An 18,026-nucleotide genomic window follows, 5' to 3' on the forward strand; every position below is an offset into this window, starting at 1 on the left:
CCTTCAGTTTCAACTGCGTGATTGGGTTAATCGACCCGAATGATTTTTACATGACAACCCACCCAGTCAGGCGGCAGATATACGCGGCCGCTGTTACCACTGGATTTGACCAACTTCTCGATCATTTCCTCACCGTATATTTCAAATTTTACTTTCGTGGGGGCCAGACCCGGCGGCACCTCAGCCATATGGTTTTTTTTATCGTCTGCCACGATGAATGCCCGTCCCTTTCAAGTGACTGGATTTCGGTTCCTTAGAGGTGTTCGGATCAATATTCTTAACACCAGTGTCCCAAGGGGTCAAGCCGCTTTAGCTGAAATATGGCTGTGATCCAGCTATACTGCGTGGCGACGGCTAAGCAACGAATCCCGGGAAAGGGGCATCTAATCAGTTCAGGTAAATACCTGGCAGTGGAGAGCAGGGAGCTTTCCAGACCGCGTGGATACGCTGGAAGGCCCCCGCTGACTGGCTTCTACACCTTGAAGCGTTCCACCATCTCGTTGAGCTGCTGAGCCAGACGGTTGAGCGATTCCGCGCTCTGGCTGACCTGGGCGCTGCTGTTGGATATTTCACCGGCCGCCTGGGTTACCTGGGCAATGTCCTGGGTGATTTCAGATGACACCGTTGAACTCTGGGCCACATTTTCATTGACTTCGTCGATGCCCCGGGCTGCCTGGGCCACGTTGCCGGCAATCTCGTTGGTGGTGACGCTCTGTTCTTCCACGGCGGTGGCAATGCTGGAAACGATTTCGTTGACCTGATTGACCACGCGGGATATGTTGCCGATTTCCGTGACGGTGCCATCGGTTGAATTTTGAATGCTCTCCACGCGCGATTTAATTTCTCCCGTGGCGGCGGCGGTCTGGCGGGCCAGATCCTTGATCTCGTTGGCTACCACGGCAAATCCCTTGCCGGCGTCTCCAGCCCGGGCCGCCTCGATGGTGGCATTCAGGGCCAGCAGATTGACCTGTTCGGAAATTTCGGTGATGGTCTCAACCACCTTGCCGATCTCCTGGGCGGCCGTGCCCAGTTCGGCCACCTGGGAGGAGGCGTTGCCCGCCTGGCTGACGGCCTCTCCGGTGATGCCGCGCGCCTTCTCCGTGTTCCGGGCGATCTCGTTGATGGTCGCCGTCATCTCTTCGGCGGCCGATGCCACCATGCCCACATTGGTGGATGCCTGCTCCATCGCTGCGGCCACGCTGTTCATGTTGGTGCTCATCTCCTCGGAGGCCACGGCAACCGTATTGGCCTTGTCCGATGTCTGGCCGGCACCGGCGGACATCTGATCAGAGATGGCCTTCAGTTCGGAGGAGGCGGCATTCACCTGACGTGCGTTTTCCGCCACCGATCCAATGATCCGCTGGACATTCTCGACAAAGACATTGAACCACTTGGCCATCGCACCGATTTCGTCTTTGCTGGTCACCTCCAGCCGACGGGTCAGGTCTCCTTCGCCCTGGGCGATGTCCTTGAGCATGTCGCTGGCCGTTACGATGGGACGCGTGATCCGTTTGCTGATGAAAGCGATGACCGCAGCGGTCAAGATGAGCAGCGCCAGAATCGTCCCGATCAGGCTGTTTCGCTGAGCTGAAACCGCCGCTTGGATTTCCGCTTCCTTGGATTGGACGGCCTGGTCGACGTCGTCCAGATAAATGCCGGTGCCGACAATCCACCCCCAGGGCTCGAACAGCTTAACGTAGGAGAGTTTGGGCACCGGGGCCTCGTGACCGGGCATGGGCCACAGGTAGTCGACGAAACCTTCACCCTTATCCCGACAGACACCGACAAAATCCATGAACAGCCGCTTGCCGTTGGGATCCTTGTTCTCAGACAGGTCCTTGCCGTCAAGCGCCGGATTGATCGGGTGCATGACCATTTTGGGGGTCATGTCGTTGATCCAGAAATAATCTTGTTCCGTGGGTCCGTAGCGCAACTGGGCGATGGCTTTTTTGGCATCTTCCATAAAGCGCTGCTCCGCGGCTTCCAGGTAGACACCTGTGCCGATCACCCAGTTCCACGGTTTGAACAACTTCACGTAGGAGAGTTTGGCCACGGGCTGATCATGGCCCGGCTTGGGCCATAGGTAGTCCACCGTGCCTTCACCTTCCTGGCGGCAGACATCGACGAAAGCGATGAAAAGTTTCTTGCCGTTGGGATCCTTGTAGTCAGCAAGATCCTTGCCGTTAAGGGCCGGATTCATGGGGTGCATGACCATTTTCGGCTCCATGTCATTGATCCACAGGTAGTCATTCCCGTTGTAGCGCATGGCGCCGACCAGTTCGGTGGCGAGACGCATTTTTTCGTGGTCATTCATGTCACTGCGGGAGTGAATCTGTTCGACGGTTTTGTAGGCCACATCCACGATGCTTTTGAGCTGCCCGCGATAGGTGGCGGCAACTTTTTCAGGATCATGGGCATAGTCATAGTGGGCCTGAATGACGGCGTAGGTGCTTTTGATCAGGTCCTGAAGCTTGCCCTTCTTCTCCTCCATCATCATGGACTGAGCAAAGACGGCCTCTGCGGCACCTCTTTTCTGAAGCGAATTTACAGACAGAAGCAGGGCGGCGGAACCCAGCAGGACGATTCCCGACAAAGAAACCAGAATGATTTTATGGCCGACGCGCATTGATGATCTCCTTCCATTAGCGTTGACTAACAAGTCAAAATCTTGAAACAGTTCAGAAGAAAAGAAATTCGCGGCTTGCCTGCATGGAGGAAACTTCCAGATTTCTTGTGAACAGTCCTGACGACACCGGTTAAGTCAGATATTCGTCAGCTTTCAGGTAAACTAAAGGGTTTTTTCACGCTGGGGGGTCGAGAAATGGGATGGGGTAAGCGATCTCGGCAAGTAGACGGACGCACGTTGGGCATGAAAACGGTGGAACTGTGCAGCGGTGGTTCAGGAGAGCTGGAGGGTTTCAAATGTGTAATCGGCCAGATCCACTACCAGCAAGGCATTTTTCAGAGGTTTGTGTCTTTCAAGCAGGACCTTGAACACCTCGGCGCACTCCAACGAAGCCATGAGATTTACTCCCGGGGCCAGGCAGCCAAGCTCCTTTTCTGCGCCTTTAATCCGGTTCAGCCGGTCTGCGGGCCCGTAAATGGCGGATAGCCCCTGGTCTTCGGGAAAGATGGTGGTTATGTGCCCGGAAATGCCTGCCACGGCAGCCGAAACCATTGGGATCCCGGCACGTTTGGCCGCCGCCTCGAGGATGAATCGGGATTGGATGTTATCCAGACAATCCACCGCGAGATGGCATGAACCCACGATTTGGTCGGCATTGTCTGGGGTCAGCAATTCCTCGAAGGCAAAGACCTCGAGGCCGGGGTTGACCCTTTTCACACCCTCCACCGCGGCTTGCACTTTGGACCTGCCGATTTGGTCCATCCCGCTGAACAGTTGTCGATTGAGGTTGTGGGCTTCAAAAACGTCGTCATCGACCAGATAAAATCGACCGACGCCCATGCGGGCCAACGTCTCCGTCACCAGGCCCCCCAACCCTCCCAAACCGATGATGCAGACGGCGGATTCGAGCAGCCGGATCTGATCGGTTTCGGCAAGGGTGCGCATGTTGCGGAGATAACGGTCCGGCAGGATGTGTTGCCTTAGCGCCTCAATTTCAAGAACCCGCCCAGTGATGCCGGTTTCATCTGCCAGGCGGCTGACATCCATGGGGGCAATCGTTCGGCAGGGGGTTCCATCGGCAAGGGATGATTCGACGGCCAGTGAATCAAGTCGCTGTGAAAGTTTATTTTTCATGAATTACCCGCCGGCCACCGGCGGGAAGATGCCCACCCGTTCGCCGCCGTTCAAACGGGCGTCAAGGCAGCGTTTGACCCCGTTGATAAAAATCAAATGCGCCTTGACGACGGGAATGTTGTACCGTTCCAGAAGTGCCCTGACGGAGACACCCGGTTCGATGGGCACCCGGTCGGCGTTTTCCGGTGATAGCGGGGTCAAAGCGGCGAAAAGCTTGAGTTGAATATGCGTTGACGACATGGGCTTCCTCATCCATGGCAGGTTCTTTTTTTCATAACACGCCATAATCTAAGACAAAAGAAGTATCCGTCAAGTCATTCGGTTGCTTTTGAAACCTTCTTGTGGCATTATCGCCCAGCTTTCTCGGTTCCGGTTTTATGTCAGGCATGGGTGAGGTTCAGTTTTATGGGCCACATTGTAACCACGATTATCCCCATTTTCAGTCTTGTGGTGCTTGGCATCATCGCCCGTGCCAGAGGATTCCTGCCCACTGAGTTCCTCGGCCCGGCCAACCGGCTGGTTTACTACCTTGCCATTCCGGCAATGATCTTCAGGGCGATCGCCAACGCTTCCTTGACCCGCCAGTTCAACCCAACCGTCCTCTGGCTGTCCCTTGTCGCCCTGGTGGTGCTGTTTTTTATCTGCCGGATGGGCAGTCTGGTATTACGCGTTCCAGTTGCGACACGGGGGGCCTTTATTCAGTGTTCCTTTCACGGGAATCTCGGGTATATCGGCCTGGCGGTGGCCTTTTACCACCTGGGGGCGGACGGGCTGGCCAGGGCCAGCATCCTGGCAGCCTTTGTCATGATTCTGCAAAACTTCCTGGCGGTGGCGGTACTTCAATCCCACCGTCAGAACCAGGTCGAAGGTGAGGGCGGCCGTATCAGCGCAGTGGCTGGAAAGATCATCGCCAATCCGGTGATCATTTCGGCGAGCGCCGGTATCTTGTTTTCAATGGCCGGTCTCTCCATGCCGCTGGTGGTCGACCGCACGCTGCAGATCCTGAGCGGTCTTGCCCTGCCCATGGCGCTGCTAATAATCGGCGGTTCGCTATCCTTGCAGCTGATCAAGGCACGCGTAACTGCCCTGGTGGGTGCCTGCCTGCTGAAACTGGTGATTCTGCCGGGTCTGGCCGTCCTGCTTTACCGCCTTGCCGGGCAAGCGCTGGAGCACTATATGCCGGCCCTGATTCTATTGGCTTCCCCCACGGCGACCATTGCTTATGTCATGGCCAGGGAAATGGACGCGGATTCGGATTTTGCCGTGGCAGCCATCTCGGCGACCACCCTGATCTCAGCGGTCACCTATTCTTTCTGGTTGAGTGTGGGTTAGGTCGGGTCATGATCGTTGCCGTCGGTTTCATTTTTGGGGGTATATCGCAGGCATTCCTGCCCCGAGTGCTTTCGGACCACAAAACTGGGAGGGTGCCGGCTTTTAAAATTCATCGCCCGGCACCCATGGGGTTGACGGGTGTCCCAGGTGATGAAATAAAACCTGCATTTGCGGCAGACGATGGTTGTGCTTGGCTTCATGACAATGGATTCTCGGATGATGATTGAACCGCGATAGCGAGCGAACGGGGGAATCGATCTTCATCCTTGCGGTGAATCCTCCCCGCGGCTTGCCGCGGGGAGGATTCAATCTGTGGCCGTCTTAGCCCATTGGCCGCGATTGTGGCAAGACTCTTTTTCCCGGTGGACGGGCGTCAAGAAAAGGATTCGATAGATGCAACCAATCAGTCGCGCGCTGGTCACAGGGGGCGCAGGCTTCATCGGTTCTCACCTGGTGGAACAGCTGGCGGCCAGCGGATGCCGCGTGACCGTGTTGGACAACCTGTCCACCGGCCATCGCCACAATATCGTTGGCCTGGGGGATCGGATCGAATTCGTCGAAGGCGATATCCGGGACGCCGACCTGCTGGACCATGTGACCAAGGGCTGTGAGGTGGTGTTTCACCAAGCGGCGGTGGTGTCGGTCTCCCAAACCGTTCAAGATCCTGCATTTTCCTGCGAGGTCAATGATCTGGGAACGGTTCGTGTTCTGGACGCCTCCCGGCGAAACGGTGTGCGGCGGGTGGTCATGGCCAGTTCCAGCGCCGTTTATGGTGATGACCCGCGCCTGCCTAAAACGGAGGATATGACGCCCAAACCATTGAGTCCCTATGCGGTGCAAAAGCTTGCCGGGGAGTTTTACGCCGCAGTTTTCGGGGGGCTCTACGGACTGGAAACGGTCTGCCTCAGATATTTCAATGTGTTCGGCCCCAGACAGGACCCGTCGTCGCCTTATTCCGGCGTAATCTCCATCTTCATGGCGAAGGCGGTTTCCGGCCAGGTGCCAACCATATATGGTGACGGCGGTCAGTCCAGGGATTTTATATACGTCAAAGATGTGGTTCGCGCCAATTTGCTGGCCGCCAGCGAAGCGGCGGCAAACGGGCGGGTATTCAACGTGGGAACCGGTTCGTTTATCCGCATTTGTGACCTGTGGGAAATGATTGGCGCGCTTTCCAACGTAAAGATCAGTCCGGTTTTCGGCCCGCCTCGCGCCGGCGATATCCGTGAATCCGTCTCTGACATCGGTCGGATTGGTGGTTTGCTTGGATTTAGCCCTCGGGTAGCCCTGCGCCAGGGGTTGATCGATACCCTGGCCTGGTATCGATCAACGGGGTAAGCCTTGACGGCTGCGTAAAAAGGCCTATCCGGGTTACGCGTCATCCCTCGTCACTGCGGCGTACGCTGAGTACGCCTTATTCCTCGGGTTAGGATCCGGCATCTTCGGTTTTGCTATCCCAGAATTTTTTAATGGCCGTACCGCGCCATTTCCCTTTGCCTGTGAGGGTAGGGACTTCCTGCTCGTCCAGATGGCGGGCGATTGACTCCCAGCTGTCGCCTTCGTTCCGCATGGCTGCAATGGCATTCAGCAGTCTGGGCTTGTCATCAACGTTGAGCTTTCCATTGCCAATGTTTAGACCGGCGAGATTACCAGCACCTTCAGCCGGAACGGGGCTTTCGATTACCGCTTTGTCCGCTTTCACCTCGGTCGGTTCACCGCGTCGGGGCAACAGGTCTTCATGGCCCCATTGACGTCCCATCATGGTGGCGATGGCTTCCAGGGCGTCGGCGATGCGGGACTCCGATTTGTTTCCGTTAGCCAGTGCATCGGCAATGCGTTTCTGGTTCTCTACCAGAAGGTCCAGGCTGTCCTTGACCAGAGAAAAATTCTCATTGGTTACTTTGGCGTAGTAGTCCGTCCGTCGCCGATCGCTGGGTGCACGGCGCTGGGGACCTTTGTAGTCCGTGTATTCACGCCTACCCCGGTCCGGCTGTTTCAGTTTTCCACTTCTCAGATTGTGCAGAAAATCATCCATGGGGTCTCCTTTTTTGACTGTCAGATATAAACCAGCCCTTTTAAAATTAGTCAACGATGTTTTGCGGACGCGAAAAAAAATAAATCCGTGCGTTGGTTTGCATTCCGTCCTGGATGATGGAAAGCGCACTTTTCGGCATTGATGGCCTGGGGGCACCGATTTCAGTACGGTCTGATCGGTCACCGTGCAAAACGATTTCGGGCGCCTTTCTGTCTGGACTTATCGGTCGGGTCGCAGATGACTTTAGCCGGATTGTGAAAATCCTGATGGCAGACCGGTGATCGAATAAACGTTTTCAAGGTGCCTTCGCCGGCATCGAATCGGGCGTGTACGAAAGCGTTGCAAAATAGTCTTCCAGGCGCTCTTCCCGACGGATGAGCGCAATCGTTCCGTCCGTTTTGAGCAGCAGCTCCTTGGGTCGGAGACTGCCATTGTAGTTGAATCCCATGGCGTGACCGTGGGCACCGGTATCGTGAATCACCACACGGTCGCCTTCAGCGATGGTGGGAAGGGGGCGCTGGATGGCAAACTTGTCATTGTTTTCACAAAGGGACCCCACCACATCGACGACTTCGATCGATTCCGTGCTCCTGGCGGGTACAGTGATATGGTGATAGGCGTTGTACATGCCCGGGCGCATGAGGGCTGACATACTGGCGTCCAACCCCACATAGGTGCGATAGATCTCTTTGCGGTTGATGGCGGTGGCCACCAGAACCCCGTGGGGGCCGGTCATGAAACGGCCGCTCTCCATGTATAACCGTGGCATGGTGCCGTTGCGCCGGGAAAATTCATTGAATGCAACGGTAATGGCCTGGCCCATGGCTTCCAGATCCAGGGAGCTGTCTGCAGGCCGGTAGGGGATGCCCAAGCCGCCGCCGATATTGATGAAAGCGAACCGGATGCTCAGCGCTCTGGCGATGCGCTCGGCTTCTTCGAGGAGCATGGCCGCCGTCTGTACCATGTAGGTGTAATCCCGCTCGTTTGAGGCCAGCATGGTATGCAGCCCGAAGCGCCGGGCACCACGGTTCCTGGCCGTTGCATAGGCCTGGATCATCTGATCGTGACTCACCCCGTATTTGGATTCCACCGGGTTGCCGATGATGGCATTTCCCGACCGCCGCGCGCCGGGGTTGTAGCGAAAGCAGACCAGGTCCGGCATAGCGGGGAGTTTGTCGATGAGTGAGATGTCGTCCAGGTTCACGATGCTGCCCCCGTCAGCCATAGCCGCGGCAAACTCCCGGCGAGTGGTGTTGTTGGAGGTGAACATCAGATCTTCGCCGCTGCCTCCCACGCGCCTGCCAAGGATCAGTTCGGCAATCGAACTGCAGTCGAAACCGAACCCCATATCGGCCATGATGGCCAGAATGGCGGGGTTGGGCAGGGCCTTTACTGCAAAAAACTCCCTGAATCCGGGTATGCCGGAAAAACACTGTTTAAGCCGGGCGCCGGTCTCGCGGATGCCGGTTTCATCGTAAATGTGAAAGGGCGTGCCAAAATGGGCGGCAATCTCCTCCAGTCGGGGATATAGGCGATTTTCGAATGGACCTGACATGGGCATGCGGGAACTCCTCAGGATTCAAGGGCTTGACGGATGCGGTCCATGGCTGTGGCTACATTCTCATGGCTGTTGAATGCACTGATGCGGATATAGCCTTCACCGCAGGTGCCAAACCCGGCTCCCGGCGTGCAAACCACACCGGCTTTTTGCAGCAGCATGTCGAAAAAGGCCCAGGAATCTTTGCCTGTCGAGACCCATATGTAGGGTGAGTTCTCGCCGCCGATGCATGGGTAGCCAAGGGCTTGCAGCGCCCGGCGAATCCGGTCTGCGTTGGTCATGTAGTAGTCAATCAGGTCGGCTACCTGGCGTTTGCCCGCATCGCTGTACACCGCTTGTGCAGCCCGCTGGACCGGGTACGAAACCCCGTTGAACTTCGTGCTGTGGCGTCGGCTCCACAGACTGTGAACCGAATGGGGCTCACCTGAGGCAGTGAACGCCATCAGGGATTTGGGTACGACCGTGTAGGCGCATCGGGTGCCAGTGAACCCGGCGGTTTTGGAGAAACTTCTGAACTCGATGGCCACCTGCCTGGCGCCTTCGATTTCATAAATGGAGTGGGGCAGGCCGTCATCGCGGATAAAAGCTTCGTAGGCGGCGTCGTAGAGGATGATGGACCGGTTGGCCGCGGCATAGTCCACCCACACCTTGAGCTGTTGTGCGGTGATCGTCGCGCCGGTGGGGTTGTTTGGAAAGCACAGGTAGATCAGATCCACCGGTACTTCGGGTAATTCGGGGATGAAACCGTTTTGTGCGTTGCCGTCTAGATAGGTGATGCCATCGTAGCGGCCGTTGCGGCATTTTCCGGTTCTGCCGGCCATGACGTTGGTGTCCAGATAAACCGGGTATACCGGATCGGGAATGGCGATTCGAGAGGCGCTGTCGAAAATTTCCTGGATGTTGCCGGTATCGCACTTGGCACCGTCGCTGACGAATATTTCGTCGGCATGGATGTGTGCTCCGCGGGACCTAAAGTCGTTTTGGGCGATGGCCTCGCGCAAAAAACCGTACCCCTGCTCGGGGCCGTATCCCCTGAAACCGGCATCGGTGGCCATTTCGTCAATGGCTTGGTGAAAGGCGGTGATGCAGGCTTCGGGCAGTGCGCGGGTGACATCGCCGATGCCCAGCCGGATGACGGGCCGATCGGGTTGCGCCTTCTGGTGGGCGGCAACCCGTCTGGCAATGTCGGCAAAGAGGTAGGATGCTTGGAGTTTGAGGTAATTTTCGTTGATGCGAATCATGGGGGCCTCGTTGGCTTGCTGTGAAAAGCGTTGATCGGTCAGTGAACCGCGATAGCGCGCGCACTCCACGCTGCCTGCGGCGGGGAGTGCGCGCAAACTGGAAATCGATCTTCATCCTTACGGCGAATCTTCCCTGCGGCTTGCCGCGGGGAAGATTCAATGAGATCCGGATTGCCATGTCCGCGACCGCTTTTGATGTGCCGGTCGGGATCGGCCCTCATCGGATCAGAACCTCAGGGAAAGACAGGTGAGGCCACCATCCATTTTCCTGAATTCGCTGGTGTCCAGTTCGATGATGGGCGTTTCCAGTGCCTGTAGTTTCTGCCGGGTGTCAGGGAAGTCAGCGGGCATGATCAGATGGCCGTTGACCAGCAACGTGTTGCCTGCATATTCCTCCTGCGGCGACACCACGATCCGGTCAAAGCCGGCGAGGGCCGGATGCGCTGCAAAGGGCTGGGTGATCAGCAGGGTATCCCTGCCCACTGCATTGACACTGGATTTGAAATGCAGACCGGCGGCGACGGGTACCGGTGTCCAGGTATAGCCAAAGCCGGCCAGGGCATCTCCCAATTGTCTGGCGCCGTCTGCGTTGGTTCGGTCGGATAGCCCGATGAAAACATGGCGCCCGATTGTCAGCACATCGCCACCATCGATGGTTCCCGGCGTCTGGATCCAGACGCATTTTCGAAAAGGCTTCAGGGCAGCCGCGATGGAAGTCACTTCCCCCTTGCGCGAAGCGGCCCCCGGATTGGTGATAATCGCTATTTCCGGAGTCACCACGGCGGCATCTTCTACAAAATGGGCATCGGGGTGCCCCTCCAGCGGATCGAGCACAATCACCGACAACCCACATTTACCTAATGCCTCGACATACGCATCAAACTGTTCCAGGGCTTTTTTGTAATCCGGGGGCCCCAGGGCTGATGTGGTAATGCCGGCAGCCATGTCTTGGCCTGGTCGCCTGGTAAGTGCACGGGTAAAAGTCATGTCGGTTCAGTTTCCAATGCTTTTTATATTGCCGGAAAAAGTCCCCTAAGATGGGTGCATCGGCACACCCATAGCAGGGTCAACCGATAAAATAAACCGCTTTTCAAAACCGGAATGAAGGCACAAGGCATACCGCCTCGTGATATGATGGACGCCCCATGAGGATTTGACGGAAAGGGACGCCATGCAGCCCACGTATCCGAAATCGCGTGAAATTACGATAAGGATTTATTTCTGGCGCAGTTGCCCGAGTTCTTTCCGAATGGCGCTCAGTTCGGCTGCCATCATTGATTTGAGCTCATCGATGGCCCTGATGAGTGCGTCGATGCCGGACAATTCCCCCGTTTGTACTGGCGCTGAATGACCACTGGCCGGGTGGGGGGATCGGGATGCAACAATTTTTGCTTTCAGTCGCTGAAACTGCCTGACCTCCCCCAAAAGTATTTTCTCTTTTTCGGCAGGGCTTAAGCTCTCATTGGTAACCGATTCTTCCAAGGCAGCGTAGACGGCCATGATTCGTTTGATGGTGTCCGGATGGGCGTTGGATTTATGCCTGCGAACATATTTGCCCATTGATTTCAGAAGCTTAAGAAATGTACTGACCACCTTGTCGTCCTTGAACCGGTCCACCAGCCCATCAATCCGGAAGATGAAGGCTTCCAGGGCATCATCCGTGATTTCCCAGTCAATGGCCAGAACCGTGGATTTAAGATCTTTTAACGCAGTGTCGGTTTTGGCTGCTGGATGAGCATCGGCAGGCGTTTCATCTTGGGGAGGCAGCGAATCACTGAAAAAATCATCCAGACGGTTTTCCAAATCAAAGGCGAACGTATCATTCGCTTTTTTGTCCACGGCGGTACCTCCTATAGAAGCTTTTCCCGGATGCCCACAATCGTTATCGAAATGGCCTTTTTGACCGTAGGGATTACATTGTCTCCCTTCAGCGCACTGGCCGTGAAACTGGGAGCCTTGAGTTGCGAGTTGAGATCCCGCTCCAAGGTTTCGACATCGAGGATGGGAATTCCCTGGGATGCCAGGTCGCGCTTGTTGTATTGAAAAACGAGGGGGACATCAGCGATGTCAATATCGTAGAATTTTAAGTTTTCTTTCAGGTTGTTGAAAGAACTGATATTGTTTTCCCGCCGGTCGACCATCGAATCGGCAACAAAGACAATCCCATCAACGCCTTTCAGCACCAATTTGCGGGTGGCGTTGTACTTGACCTGGCCGGGAACCGTGTAGAGTTGGGTTTTGACGTTGTAACCCTTGATGGCCCCCAGTTCAAAGGGAAGAAAGTCGAAAAACAGGGTCCGATCGCCCTGGGTTTTGATGCTGACCATGTCCGATTGGATGCGGTGGCGGATCCGACTGAAGATATATTCCAGATTGGTGGTTTTCCCGCCCCTTCCGGGGCCGACAAAAACAAGTTTGACCTGAACTTCTTTGGTTTTTGTATTAATAAAAGCCATGCTTCCGTCCCGGTTGTCCAAAAGTTCGGGTGGTACAGGCCCTCAACGTGCAGGCCGACAGTCTACGTCGATCGTGTCTGGTCAATCAGTATCTTTATTTTTTTAATCACTTCGTCAATTTTCAATCTGAGGTAGCCCAGTGACACATCGTTTCCGAAAATAGAAACCAGCAGAAAGTCATCCATGATCTTGGTGAAATTGATATTCTCGCTCTTGCCTTTGTGAAACAGCAGCGAAAATTCCTCCTCGCCGATAATTGAGGCCATGGCGCTAACCGCACCGAAGTTGCCTGCGGCCAGTGCTGCCAGAGAATATACATCGTGGTGAACTTTGCCGTCATCGAGATTGACGATTACATTGCCGGCCATGTCGATAAGGATAACAGATTGTATTCCCAGCGTCATCAGATCGGTGGTCAACGCTTCTTCCAAGCCGTCCAGTTGTTCTTGGTCCAGGATATAAGACAATGTCCCTTCCTCCTTGCTGAATCAGGTCTATCCCAGGCAGCCGGCCACATCGGCAACCTACGTACCAAAAAGGTGTCGGCAATTGCACGCGGGTTCACCGCCACGTAAGCGCCTCCGCTGCCCGTTGCGCGGAGGCCATGGAAATCCGCCTTGGTGGCAAACGGTTTTACCGGTTCACGTGCGTCTAATACCCTTTTTTGCCTTGGATTATCAAGTTTTTTCTATGATTTTAAATACCTTTTTTTAAACCGGACGCCAAATTGCCGAAACACCGCCGGAATAGGTCGACCCGGCCCTCCCGTTTTGGCCGGAAGCCGGTGTTTGCGTGGGCCGCTTGTGGGTTAATTTGCTATCTTCTTGTAACTGTTGATTATTCGATATTATTGGCATTAATAGTGGCTTGCTTTTTTTGGGGGAAACGGGATATAGTGCCCATGACAAAAGGAGACAATTGTGATGCATGATTCAAATTGGCAGGCGGAAAAAAAGAAGCTTCTGACCCGCCTTTCCATTGCCATCTACAAAATGACGGATGAACAGTTGATCTCTCTCCTGCACCTGTTTAAAGATTTGGATCTCAAAGAAAAAGAGAAACTTCTTGAAATTCCGAAGCTCCATCCGGATGGTGTCGTGGGCGCCAGAGACAGGCAATTGCTCATTGCCCGTTTTTTTCTTTTGATCAATCAATTGAACGAAGCCGATCTGCTCCGGTTCATGAACCGATACGAGCAAAAACGGTTTGCCATGCTGCGGGAATTCCCGCGCGTCCCTTGTAATATTACATTGGATCTGGCTGCCGATAGCCGTGCGATCAACTGCTCTGCCGTGGATATCAGCGCGGGAGGGATGTATGTGGAGAGTTGTGAACCCTTCAGCATGGGGCAATCCGTATCCATCTGCTTTTCTTTGGCGGCGGAGCACCTGGCCCTCAAACTCAAAGGCCGTGTCATTCGTCTGGAGCAAGGGGGGGTTGGGATCAAATATGAATCAATGACCAGTTACCAGTTGGAAATAATGAAGAATCTGATAAGCCGCCTCCACCATCAGGACAGTTCTCAATTTGGCACAGGTTGAAAAAAAGAGAATTGGCCGTACTATAATCAACCCCAACCAGCGTGGGGTTGGATCTAAGGAGTTGAACTGGAAATGATAGATGTTCGAAGCCAGCACATTGAAGTCAGCAATGAGCGGCGGCAGTATCCCAGACTTGAATTTCGTTGCACTGCGCTCTTCGGCCATCTCAAAGATGTGCTCAATGTGACCGATCTCAGCCTGAACGGCCTGTTTGTTGAAGTCAAGAATAAGACCGGGCTCGATCCTGGACGGGTGGTGAGTCTGGCAATAAAGTTTCCCACCGAGGAGAAGGCGGTTCTGTTAAAGGCCAAAATCGCAAATGTCAACAAACGCGGTGTGGGCTGTTTTTTTGTGGATCTGACCCCTAAAAATTTTGAGGCCATTAAAAACTGCTTTGAAACCTTCCGGGACACCCTGCCCCTTCGCTGAACGGTTCAGCCCGGAGATCGCCAAGCCAGATAAACTTCAATTTCGGAGAATGCGCGGCTTGTCTTTTTCCAGATGGGACACGATGGCCGACACCGATTTGACGGCATGGCTGTCTCTGTCTACCCGTGTGAGCGGTTCCATTGCCGAAACCATGGCATTGATCTTGGGGTCATAGTAAACCCCGCCGCCATTCTCGGTTTGAATCATCAAGTGTTTTTGAGATACGACCTGAATGATCTGGCTGGCGTTTTTGTCCCGTGGTTCTCTGGCCATGTTGGTGATCAGTGTGGGTCGAATCCGCTTGAGGTGCCCTGCCATCACTGCCGCATCCGCCGGATCCCCGTTTTCAGCCACCTGATCGAGCAGGGTATTGACCGTTTTTACTTGCATGCCGTTTGTGGGGTCCATCGCCGTTTGTACCAGCTCGCCCAGAGCGGGTCGGCGGCTCGCCAACCGGCTCAGCGTTCGAAATACGGCGTTTCTGACGAAGGCATACGCGTTCTGGATAGCCACTGGCTGCGGTGTCATCACGACGATCTGGCGGTCGGCGGAAAGGAAAAAGTCAAGGGTGTTGAAGCCGGCACCAGCCCCCAGATCCATAACCACATGGTCGGCTTTGATCCTGGAGATGGCCTGAAGGATTTTTATTTTCTGGGCATACTGAAGATTGGCCAGGGTCAGCACCTCGCTGGCGCCGCAGATGATCCTGAGTCCCTTCTGCTCGGTACCCATGCAGACGTCGTCCAGGGTTTCACACTTGCGGTTCAGGAAATCATTCAGGGTTCTGCCGGGGCTGCGCATGCCCATGAAGGTGTGAAGGTTGGCGCCACCCAAATCCGCGTCGATGACCACGGTGTCATTGCCCTCTTCAGCCAGTGCTATGGCAATCAGGATGCTCAGCACGCTCTTGCCGATGCCACCTTTCCCGCCGCCGACTGCCCAGATTTGAGGTGCGTGGTTCCGCTCATTTTCCGTGTGTCGTTGTTGCATTCGTTTTTTTCCTTGAAATTCAGGGCCGTACCAAATGATTCCACAGATTCCAGATCATGTCCTGCTCGTCGTTGGAGATGGTGCAGAACGCATTTAGTGCAATGGCCGTCTCTTCAGCCATTTGATTGAAGGCGATACCGACGATGTGGATGGGATGGGAGCTGCTGCCGACCGTTGTACGCCAGGCCACCTTGCCGGTCAGGTGATTGATGACCGTTCGATTTCCTTCAAGAATCGTCAGGGTCGTATTTTCTTTAAGCTGAAACTTTGAATCAGGGGGTGGAAAATCATTTTTCAGGGCTACGCAAATCCCGCCGGTTGAAAGGTCTCTGAGGCTGCCGTGGAGGACCCGTTTTTCAGCCGGGTTTTTCGGTGCGAGCTCCAGTTTGACATCGGCCGGAAGGCAATACCGGCAGGATCGTCGGACCGTCTTCCAGATTCGGTCGCTGTCCTGCGGCGTCCGAACCCGGCTTAACCGTTCGAGTCTTTCGCGAATGCGCGGATATCGATAGCAGGCGGCCTTTAGTACCGGTTTTGACATCTTGACCATTTCCACAGCGGAGGTGGTCGCGACCCGTGCGCGGCAATACGACGCTTCTTCCAGAGGAAAAATATCCCCGAAAATGTCGTTTTCCGCCAGCGCAATGGCGTCGGATGGCTGGCCATCCTTGGTCTGCGGCGGTGTCTCGGTCAATTCGCCCGATACGATAAAATAGATCTGTGTGGCCTCCTGGCCGACATCATAGACCGTCGTGCCGGGCGCTAGGCGGATGCGGGTCAGGCGAAGCATCAGGGCAACCATCTCCTCATATCGCAGCTGGGGAAAAAAAAGTTGTGACGGCACATCGCCTCCTCCCATGCGCCGGACTTTCGCGTGGAAATCGCGACCCTCTCGGTGGGAAGGTTTGACGATGCTCCACGCCAGAATTTTAGCCACAATCGACTGCAGAACCATGCCGGCTTCAAGGTAGAGGCCGGCGGCTCGGTGGTAAGCCACCAAGGCCGCTTCGGGCTGATTGGCCGCGGCTAAACGATCGGCATATTTACGATACAGATCCGGATTCTCTGGGAAAGCTTCAAGCAGGGGTTTAAATCCATCCATGGTACCGATGTCGATCCGGTCGTTGCGGATCTGTTCGAGGATGCTTGCGTGGTCATGGTTTTTGTGCTGCTCGGGTCCATTCATTTCCTGTGCTTTCGTCTTTTTTTAAGTGCGGCGCTGGCCGTGTCCGGACGTCGACTCAACAATTCACTTTTTGGGTGGGAGCGCCGGATTAGGTTTCTCCCGGTTGCTGTCGATCCCTATCAGAAATCCTATTCGGGCGGATAATGCTTTTCCGGCTGGAAAGCGCACAGCGGCTCTTCAGCCATGTAGTCGCCGGTGGCCTCGAATGCCCTGGCCCGGCATCCGCCGCAGACTGCGCGGTAATTGCAGCGGCCGCATTTACCCTTCAACTGGTTGAAGTCGCGCAACTTCAGGAAAACCGGTGCGTGGTTCCAGACCTTGCCAAATGGGGTTTTGGTGATGTCCCCGCAGTTGACATCGGTATAGCCGCACGGTTGCACAACCCCGGTATGGGAGATGAAGCAGAATCCCGTGCCGGCCAGGCAGCCCCGGGTGACAGCGTCGAGCCCGTGGGTCTGAAAGGTGATGGTCTTGCCTTCCGCTTTGGCTCGTTGACGCAATATCCGGTAGTAGTGGGGTGCGCAGGTGGCCTTGAGCTGCAGGGGTGTTTTTTCACGCTGGTCATAAAACCAGTTGAGCGTAGATTCGTACTCTTTGGCGTCGATGGCTTGGTCTACGATGTACTTTCCCCGGCCGGTGGGCACCAGCAGAAAAATATGATGGGCTGCAGCCCCAAGCCGTTCGGCCAGTTCAAGAATCTTGGGGATCTGGTCCAGATTGGTTTTAGTTATGGTGGTGTTGATCTGAAATTCGATTCCCGCAGCCTTAACATATTCAATACCCCGAATGGCGGCATCAAAAGCACCGTCAACACCACGGAATTTATCGTGAAAGGCCTTGGTGGCACCGTCAATGCTGGCACTGATCCGCCGAATGCCCGAGGCCGCCATTTTTTCGGCTACCGCCGGGGTGATCAAGGTTCCATTGGGGGCCATCACCATTCTCAGCCCAAGGTCGTCGCCATATTTGGAAATATCGAAGATGTCATCCCTGAGCAGGGGTTCGCCGCCGGTGAGGATGATGATGGGCTTGCCTACCGCGGCGATCTGATCCAGCAACGTGAAGGCCTGTCCGGTATCCAGTTCTCCCGCGTAAGGCCCCCTTGTTGCAGCTGCACGGCAGTGAACGCACGAGAGATTGCAGTTCCTGGTGGTCTCCCAGGCAACCAGTCGAAGGGTGTTGCCCTTTCCTTGGCCGCGGGGCGGATTCCCTTTTTCGCTGTGGGGGGAGTGGGGACTCATGGCTCTTATCTATCCTTTGCCCGTCGTCTTTTGTACCGGTGGCCGCCTGTCAGCAGGGGAAGGGCCAAAAAACTACGCGTTGATCAACGCGGCTGCATCCATGGCAAAATAGGTCAGGATCATGTCGGCACCGGCCCGTTTGATGGCGGTGAGGGTTTCCATCATGACCTTCTGACCATCAATCCAGCCCATTTTTTCAGCCGCTTTGATCATGGAAAACTCGCCGCTGACATTGTATGCCGCCAGGGGCAGATCTA

Annotated in this window: 18 protein-coding genes and 1 pseudogene; 4 read left to right on the top strand and 15 right to left on the bottom strand. The window is 55.2% G+C overall.

Annotation, left to right across the window (positions count from 1 at the left end):
* Nucleotides 1-26: 26 nt before the first annotated feature.
* The 4 genes from R6V78_RS05465 to R6V78_RS05480 all read right to left on the bottom strand — a co-directional run bounded on the left by R6V78_RS05465 (nt 27) and on the right by R6V78_RS05480 (nt 4,000).
* Complete coding sequence (locus tag R6V78_RS05465) at nt 27-212, bottom strand: DUF2080 family transposase-associated protein (RefSeq protein WP_410288325.1); 186 nt, start codon at nt 210-212, stop codon at nt 27-29.
* A 260-nt stretch (nt 213-472) separates the two neighbouring features.
* Nucleotides 473-2,626, bottom strand: coding sequence for a methyl-accepting chemotaxis protein (locus tag R6V78_RS05470; protein ID WP_410288326.1), 2,154 nt, complete (start codon nt 2,624-2,626; stop codon nt 473-475).
* 273 nt (nt 2,627-2,899) lie between these two features.
* Entirely contained in the window at nt 2,900-3,760 is an 861-nt protein-coding gene (locus tag R6V78_RS05475; RefSeq protein WP_410288327.1) for a HesA/MoeB/ThiF family protein, read from the bottom strand.
* A 3-nt stretch (nt 3,761-3,763) separates the two neighbouring features.
* On the bottom strand, nt 3,764-4,000 hold the full coding sequence (locus tag R6V78_RS05480) for a MoaD/ThiS family protein (RefSeq protein ID WP_410288328.1): 237 nt from the start codon (nt 3,998-4,000) through the stop codon (nt 3,764-3,766).
* 165 nt (nt 4,001-4,165) lie between these two features.
* Here R6V78_RS05480 and R6V78_RS05485 point away from each other — a divergent pair, with 165 nt between their 5' ends.
* Both R6V78_RS05485 and R6V78_RS05490 read left to right on the top strand, forming a co-directional pair.
* Complete coding sequence (locus R6V78_RS05485; RefSeq protein ID WP_410288329.1) at nt 4,166-5,092, top strand: AEC family transporter; 927 nt, start codon at nt 4,166-4,168, stop codon at nt 5,090-5,092.
* 393 nt (nt 5,093-5,485) lie between these two features.
* Nucleotides 5,486-6,430, top strand: a complete 945-nt coding sequence (locus tag R6V78_RS05490) for an SDR family oxidoreductase (RefSeq protein ID WP_410288330.1) — start codon at nt 5,486-5,488, stop codon at nt 6,428-6,430.
* An 88-nt stretch (nt 6,431-6,518) separates the two neighbouring features.
* On the opposite strand, the gene R6V78_RS05495 is transcribed toward R6V78_RS05490, so the two are convergent.
* The 7 genes from R6V78_RS05495 to R6V78_RS05525 all read right to left on the bottom strand — a co-directional run bounded on the left by R6V78_RS05495 (nt 6,519) and on the right by R6V78_RS05525 (nt 12,849).
* Entirely contained in the window at nt 6,519-7,127 is a 609-nt protein-coding gene (locus R6V78_RS05495) for a hypothetical protein (RefSeq protein WP_410288331.1), read from the bottom strand.
* 295 nt (nt 7,128-7,422) lie between these two features.
* Complete coding sequence (locus R6V78_RS05500) at nt 7,423-8,688, bottom strand: diaminopimelate decarboxylase (RefSeq protein ID WP_410288332.1); 1,266 nt, start codon at nt 8,686-8,688, stop codon at nt 7,423-7,425.
* Nucleotides 8,689-8,699: 11 nt separating this feature from the next.
* Entirely contained in the window at nt 8,700-9,926 is a 1,227-nt protein-coding gene (locus R6V78_RS05505; protein WP_410288342.1) for an LL-diaminopimelate aminotransferase, read from the bottom strand.
* 225 nt (nt 9,927-10,151) lie between these two features.
* Complete coding sequence (locus R6V78_RS05510; protein WP_410288333.1) at nt 10,152-10,871, bottom strand: dimethylarginine dimethylaminohydrolase family protein; 720 nt, start codon at nt 10,869-10,871, stop codon at nt 10,152-10,154.
* A gap of 270 nt (nt 10,872-11,141) precedes the next feature.
* Nucleotides 11,142-11,765 (bottom strand): hypothetical protein, encoded by a 624-nt coding sequence (locus R6V78_RS05515; RefSeq protein WP_410288334.1) that lies wholly within the window; start codon nt 11,763-11,765, stop codon nt 11,142-11,144.
* An 11-nt stretch (nt 11,766-11,776) separates the two neighbouring features.
* On the bottom strand, nt 11,777-12,382 hold the full coding sequence (locus tag R6V78_RS05520; protein ID WP_410288335.1) for a GTP-binding protein: 606 nt from the start codon (nt 12,380-12,382) through the stop codon (nt 11,777-11,779).
* Between the two features lie 62 nt (nt 12,383-12,444).
* Nucleotides 12,445-12,849 (bottom strand): roadblock/LC7 domain-containing protein, encoded by a 405-nt coding sequence (locus R6V78_RS05525; RefSeq protein ID WP_410288336.1) that lies wholly within the window; start codon nt 12,847-12,849, stop codon nt 12,445-12,447.
* A gap of 456 nt (nt 12,850-13,305) precedes the next feature.
* On the opposite strand from R6V78_RS05525, the gene R6V78_RS05530 reads away from it, so the two are divergent.
* Both R6V78_RS05530 and R6V78_RS05535 read left to right on the top strand, forming a co-directional pair.
* A complete protein-coding gene (locus R6V78_RS05530; protein ID WP_410288337.1) occupies nt 13,306-13,923 on the top strand; it encodes a PilZ domain-containing protein in 618 nt (205 codons plus the stop codon).
* Between the two features lie 72 nt (nt 13,924-13,995).
* Complete coding sequence (locus tag R6V78_RS05535; RefSeq protein ID WP_410288338.1) at nt 13,996-14,352, top strand: PilZ domain-containing protein; 357 nt, start codon at nt 13,996-13,998, stop codon at nt 14,350-14,352.
* A gap of 36 nt (nt 14,353-14,388) precedes the next feature.
* Here the strand turns inward: R6V78_RS05535 and R6V78_RS05540 are convergent, their stop codons facing one another.
* The 4 genes and pseudogenes from R6V78_RS05540 to R6V78_RS05555 all read right to left on the bottom strand — a co-directional run.
* Nucleotides 14,389-15,342, bottom strand: coding sequence for a P-loop NTPase (locus tag R6V78_RS05540; protein ID WP_410288339.1), 954 nt, complete (start codon nt 15,340-15,342; stop codon nt 14,389-14,391).
* A gap of 19 nt (nt 15,343-15,361) precedes the next feature.
* Nucleotides 15,362-16,528 carry a PilZ domain-containing protein gene (locus R6V78_RS05545; RefSeq protein ID WP_410288340.1) on the bottom strand — a complete coding sequence of 389 codons (1,167 nt, stop codon included), beginning with the start codon at nt 16,526-16,528 and terminating at the stop codon, nt 15,362-15,364.
* Between the two features lie 128 nt (nt 16,529-16,656).
* Entirely contained in the window at nt 16,657-17,769 is a 1,113-nt protein-coding gene (gene ahbD, locus R6V78_RS05550) for a heme b synthase (protein ID WP_410288341.1), read from the bottom strand.
* A 72-nt stretch (nt 17,770-17,841) separates the two neighbouring features.
* Nucleotides 17,842-18,026 (bottom strand): annotated as a pseudogene (locus R6V78_RS05555) (porphobilinogen synthase); the annotation flags it as partial.

This window comes from Desulfosarcina sp. (assembly GCF_046496365.1).
Taxonomy (GTDB): Bacteria; Desulfobacterota; Desulfobacteria; order Desulfobacterales; family Desulfosarcinaceae; genus Desulfosarcina.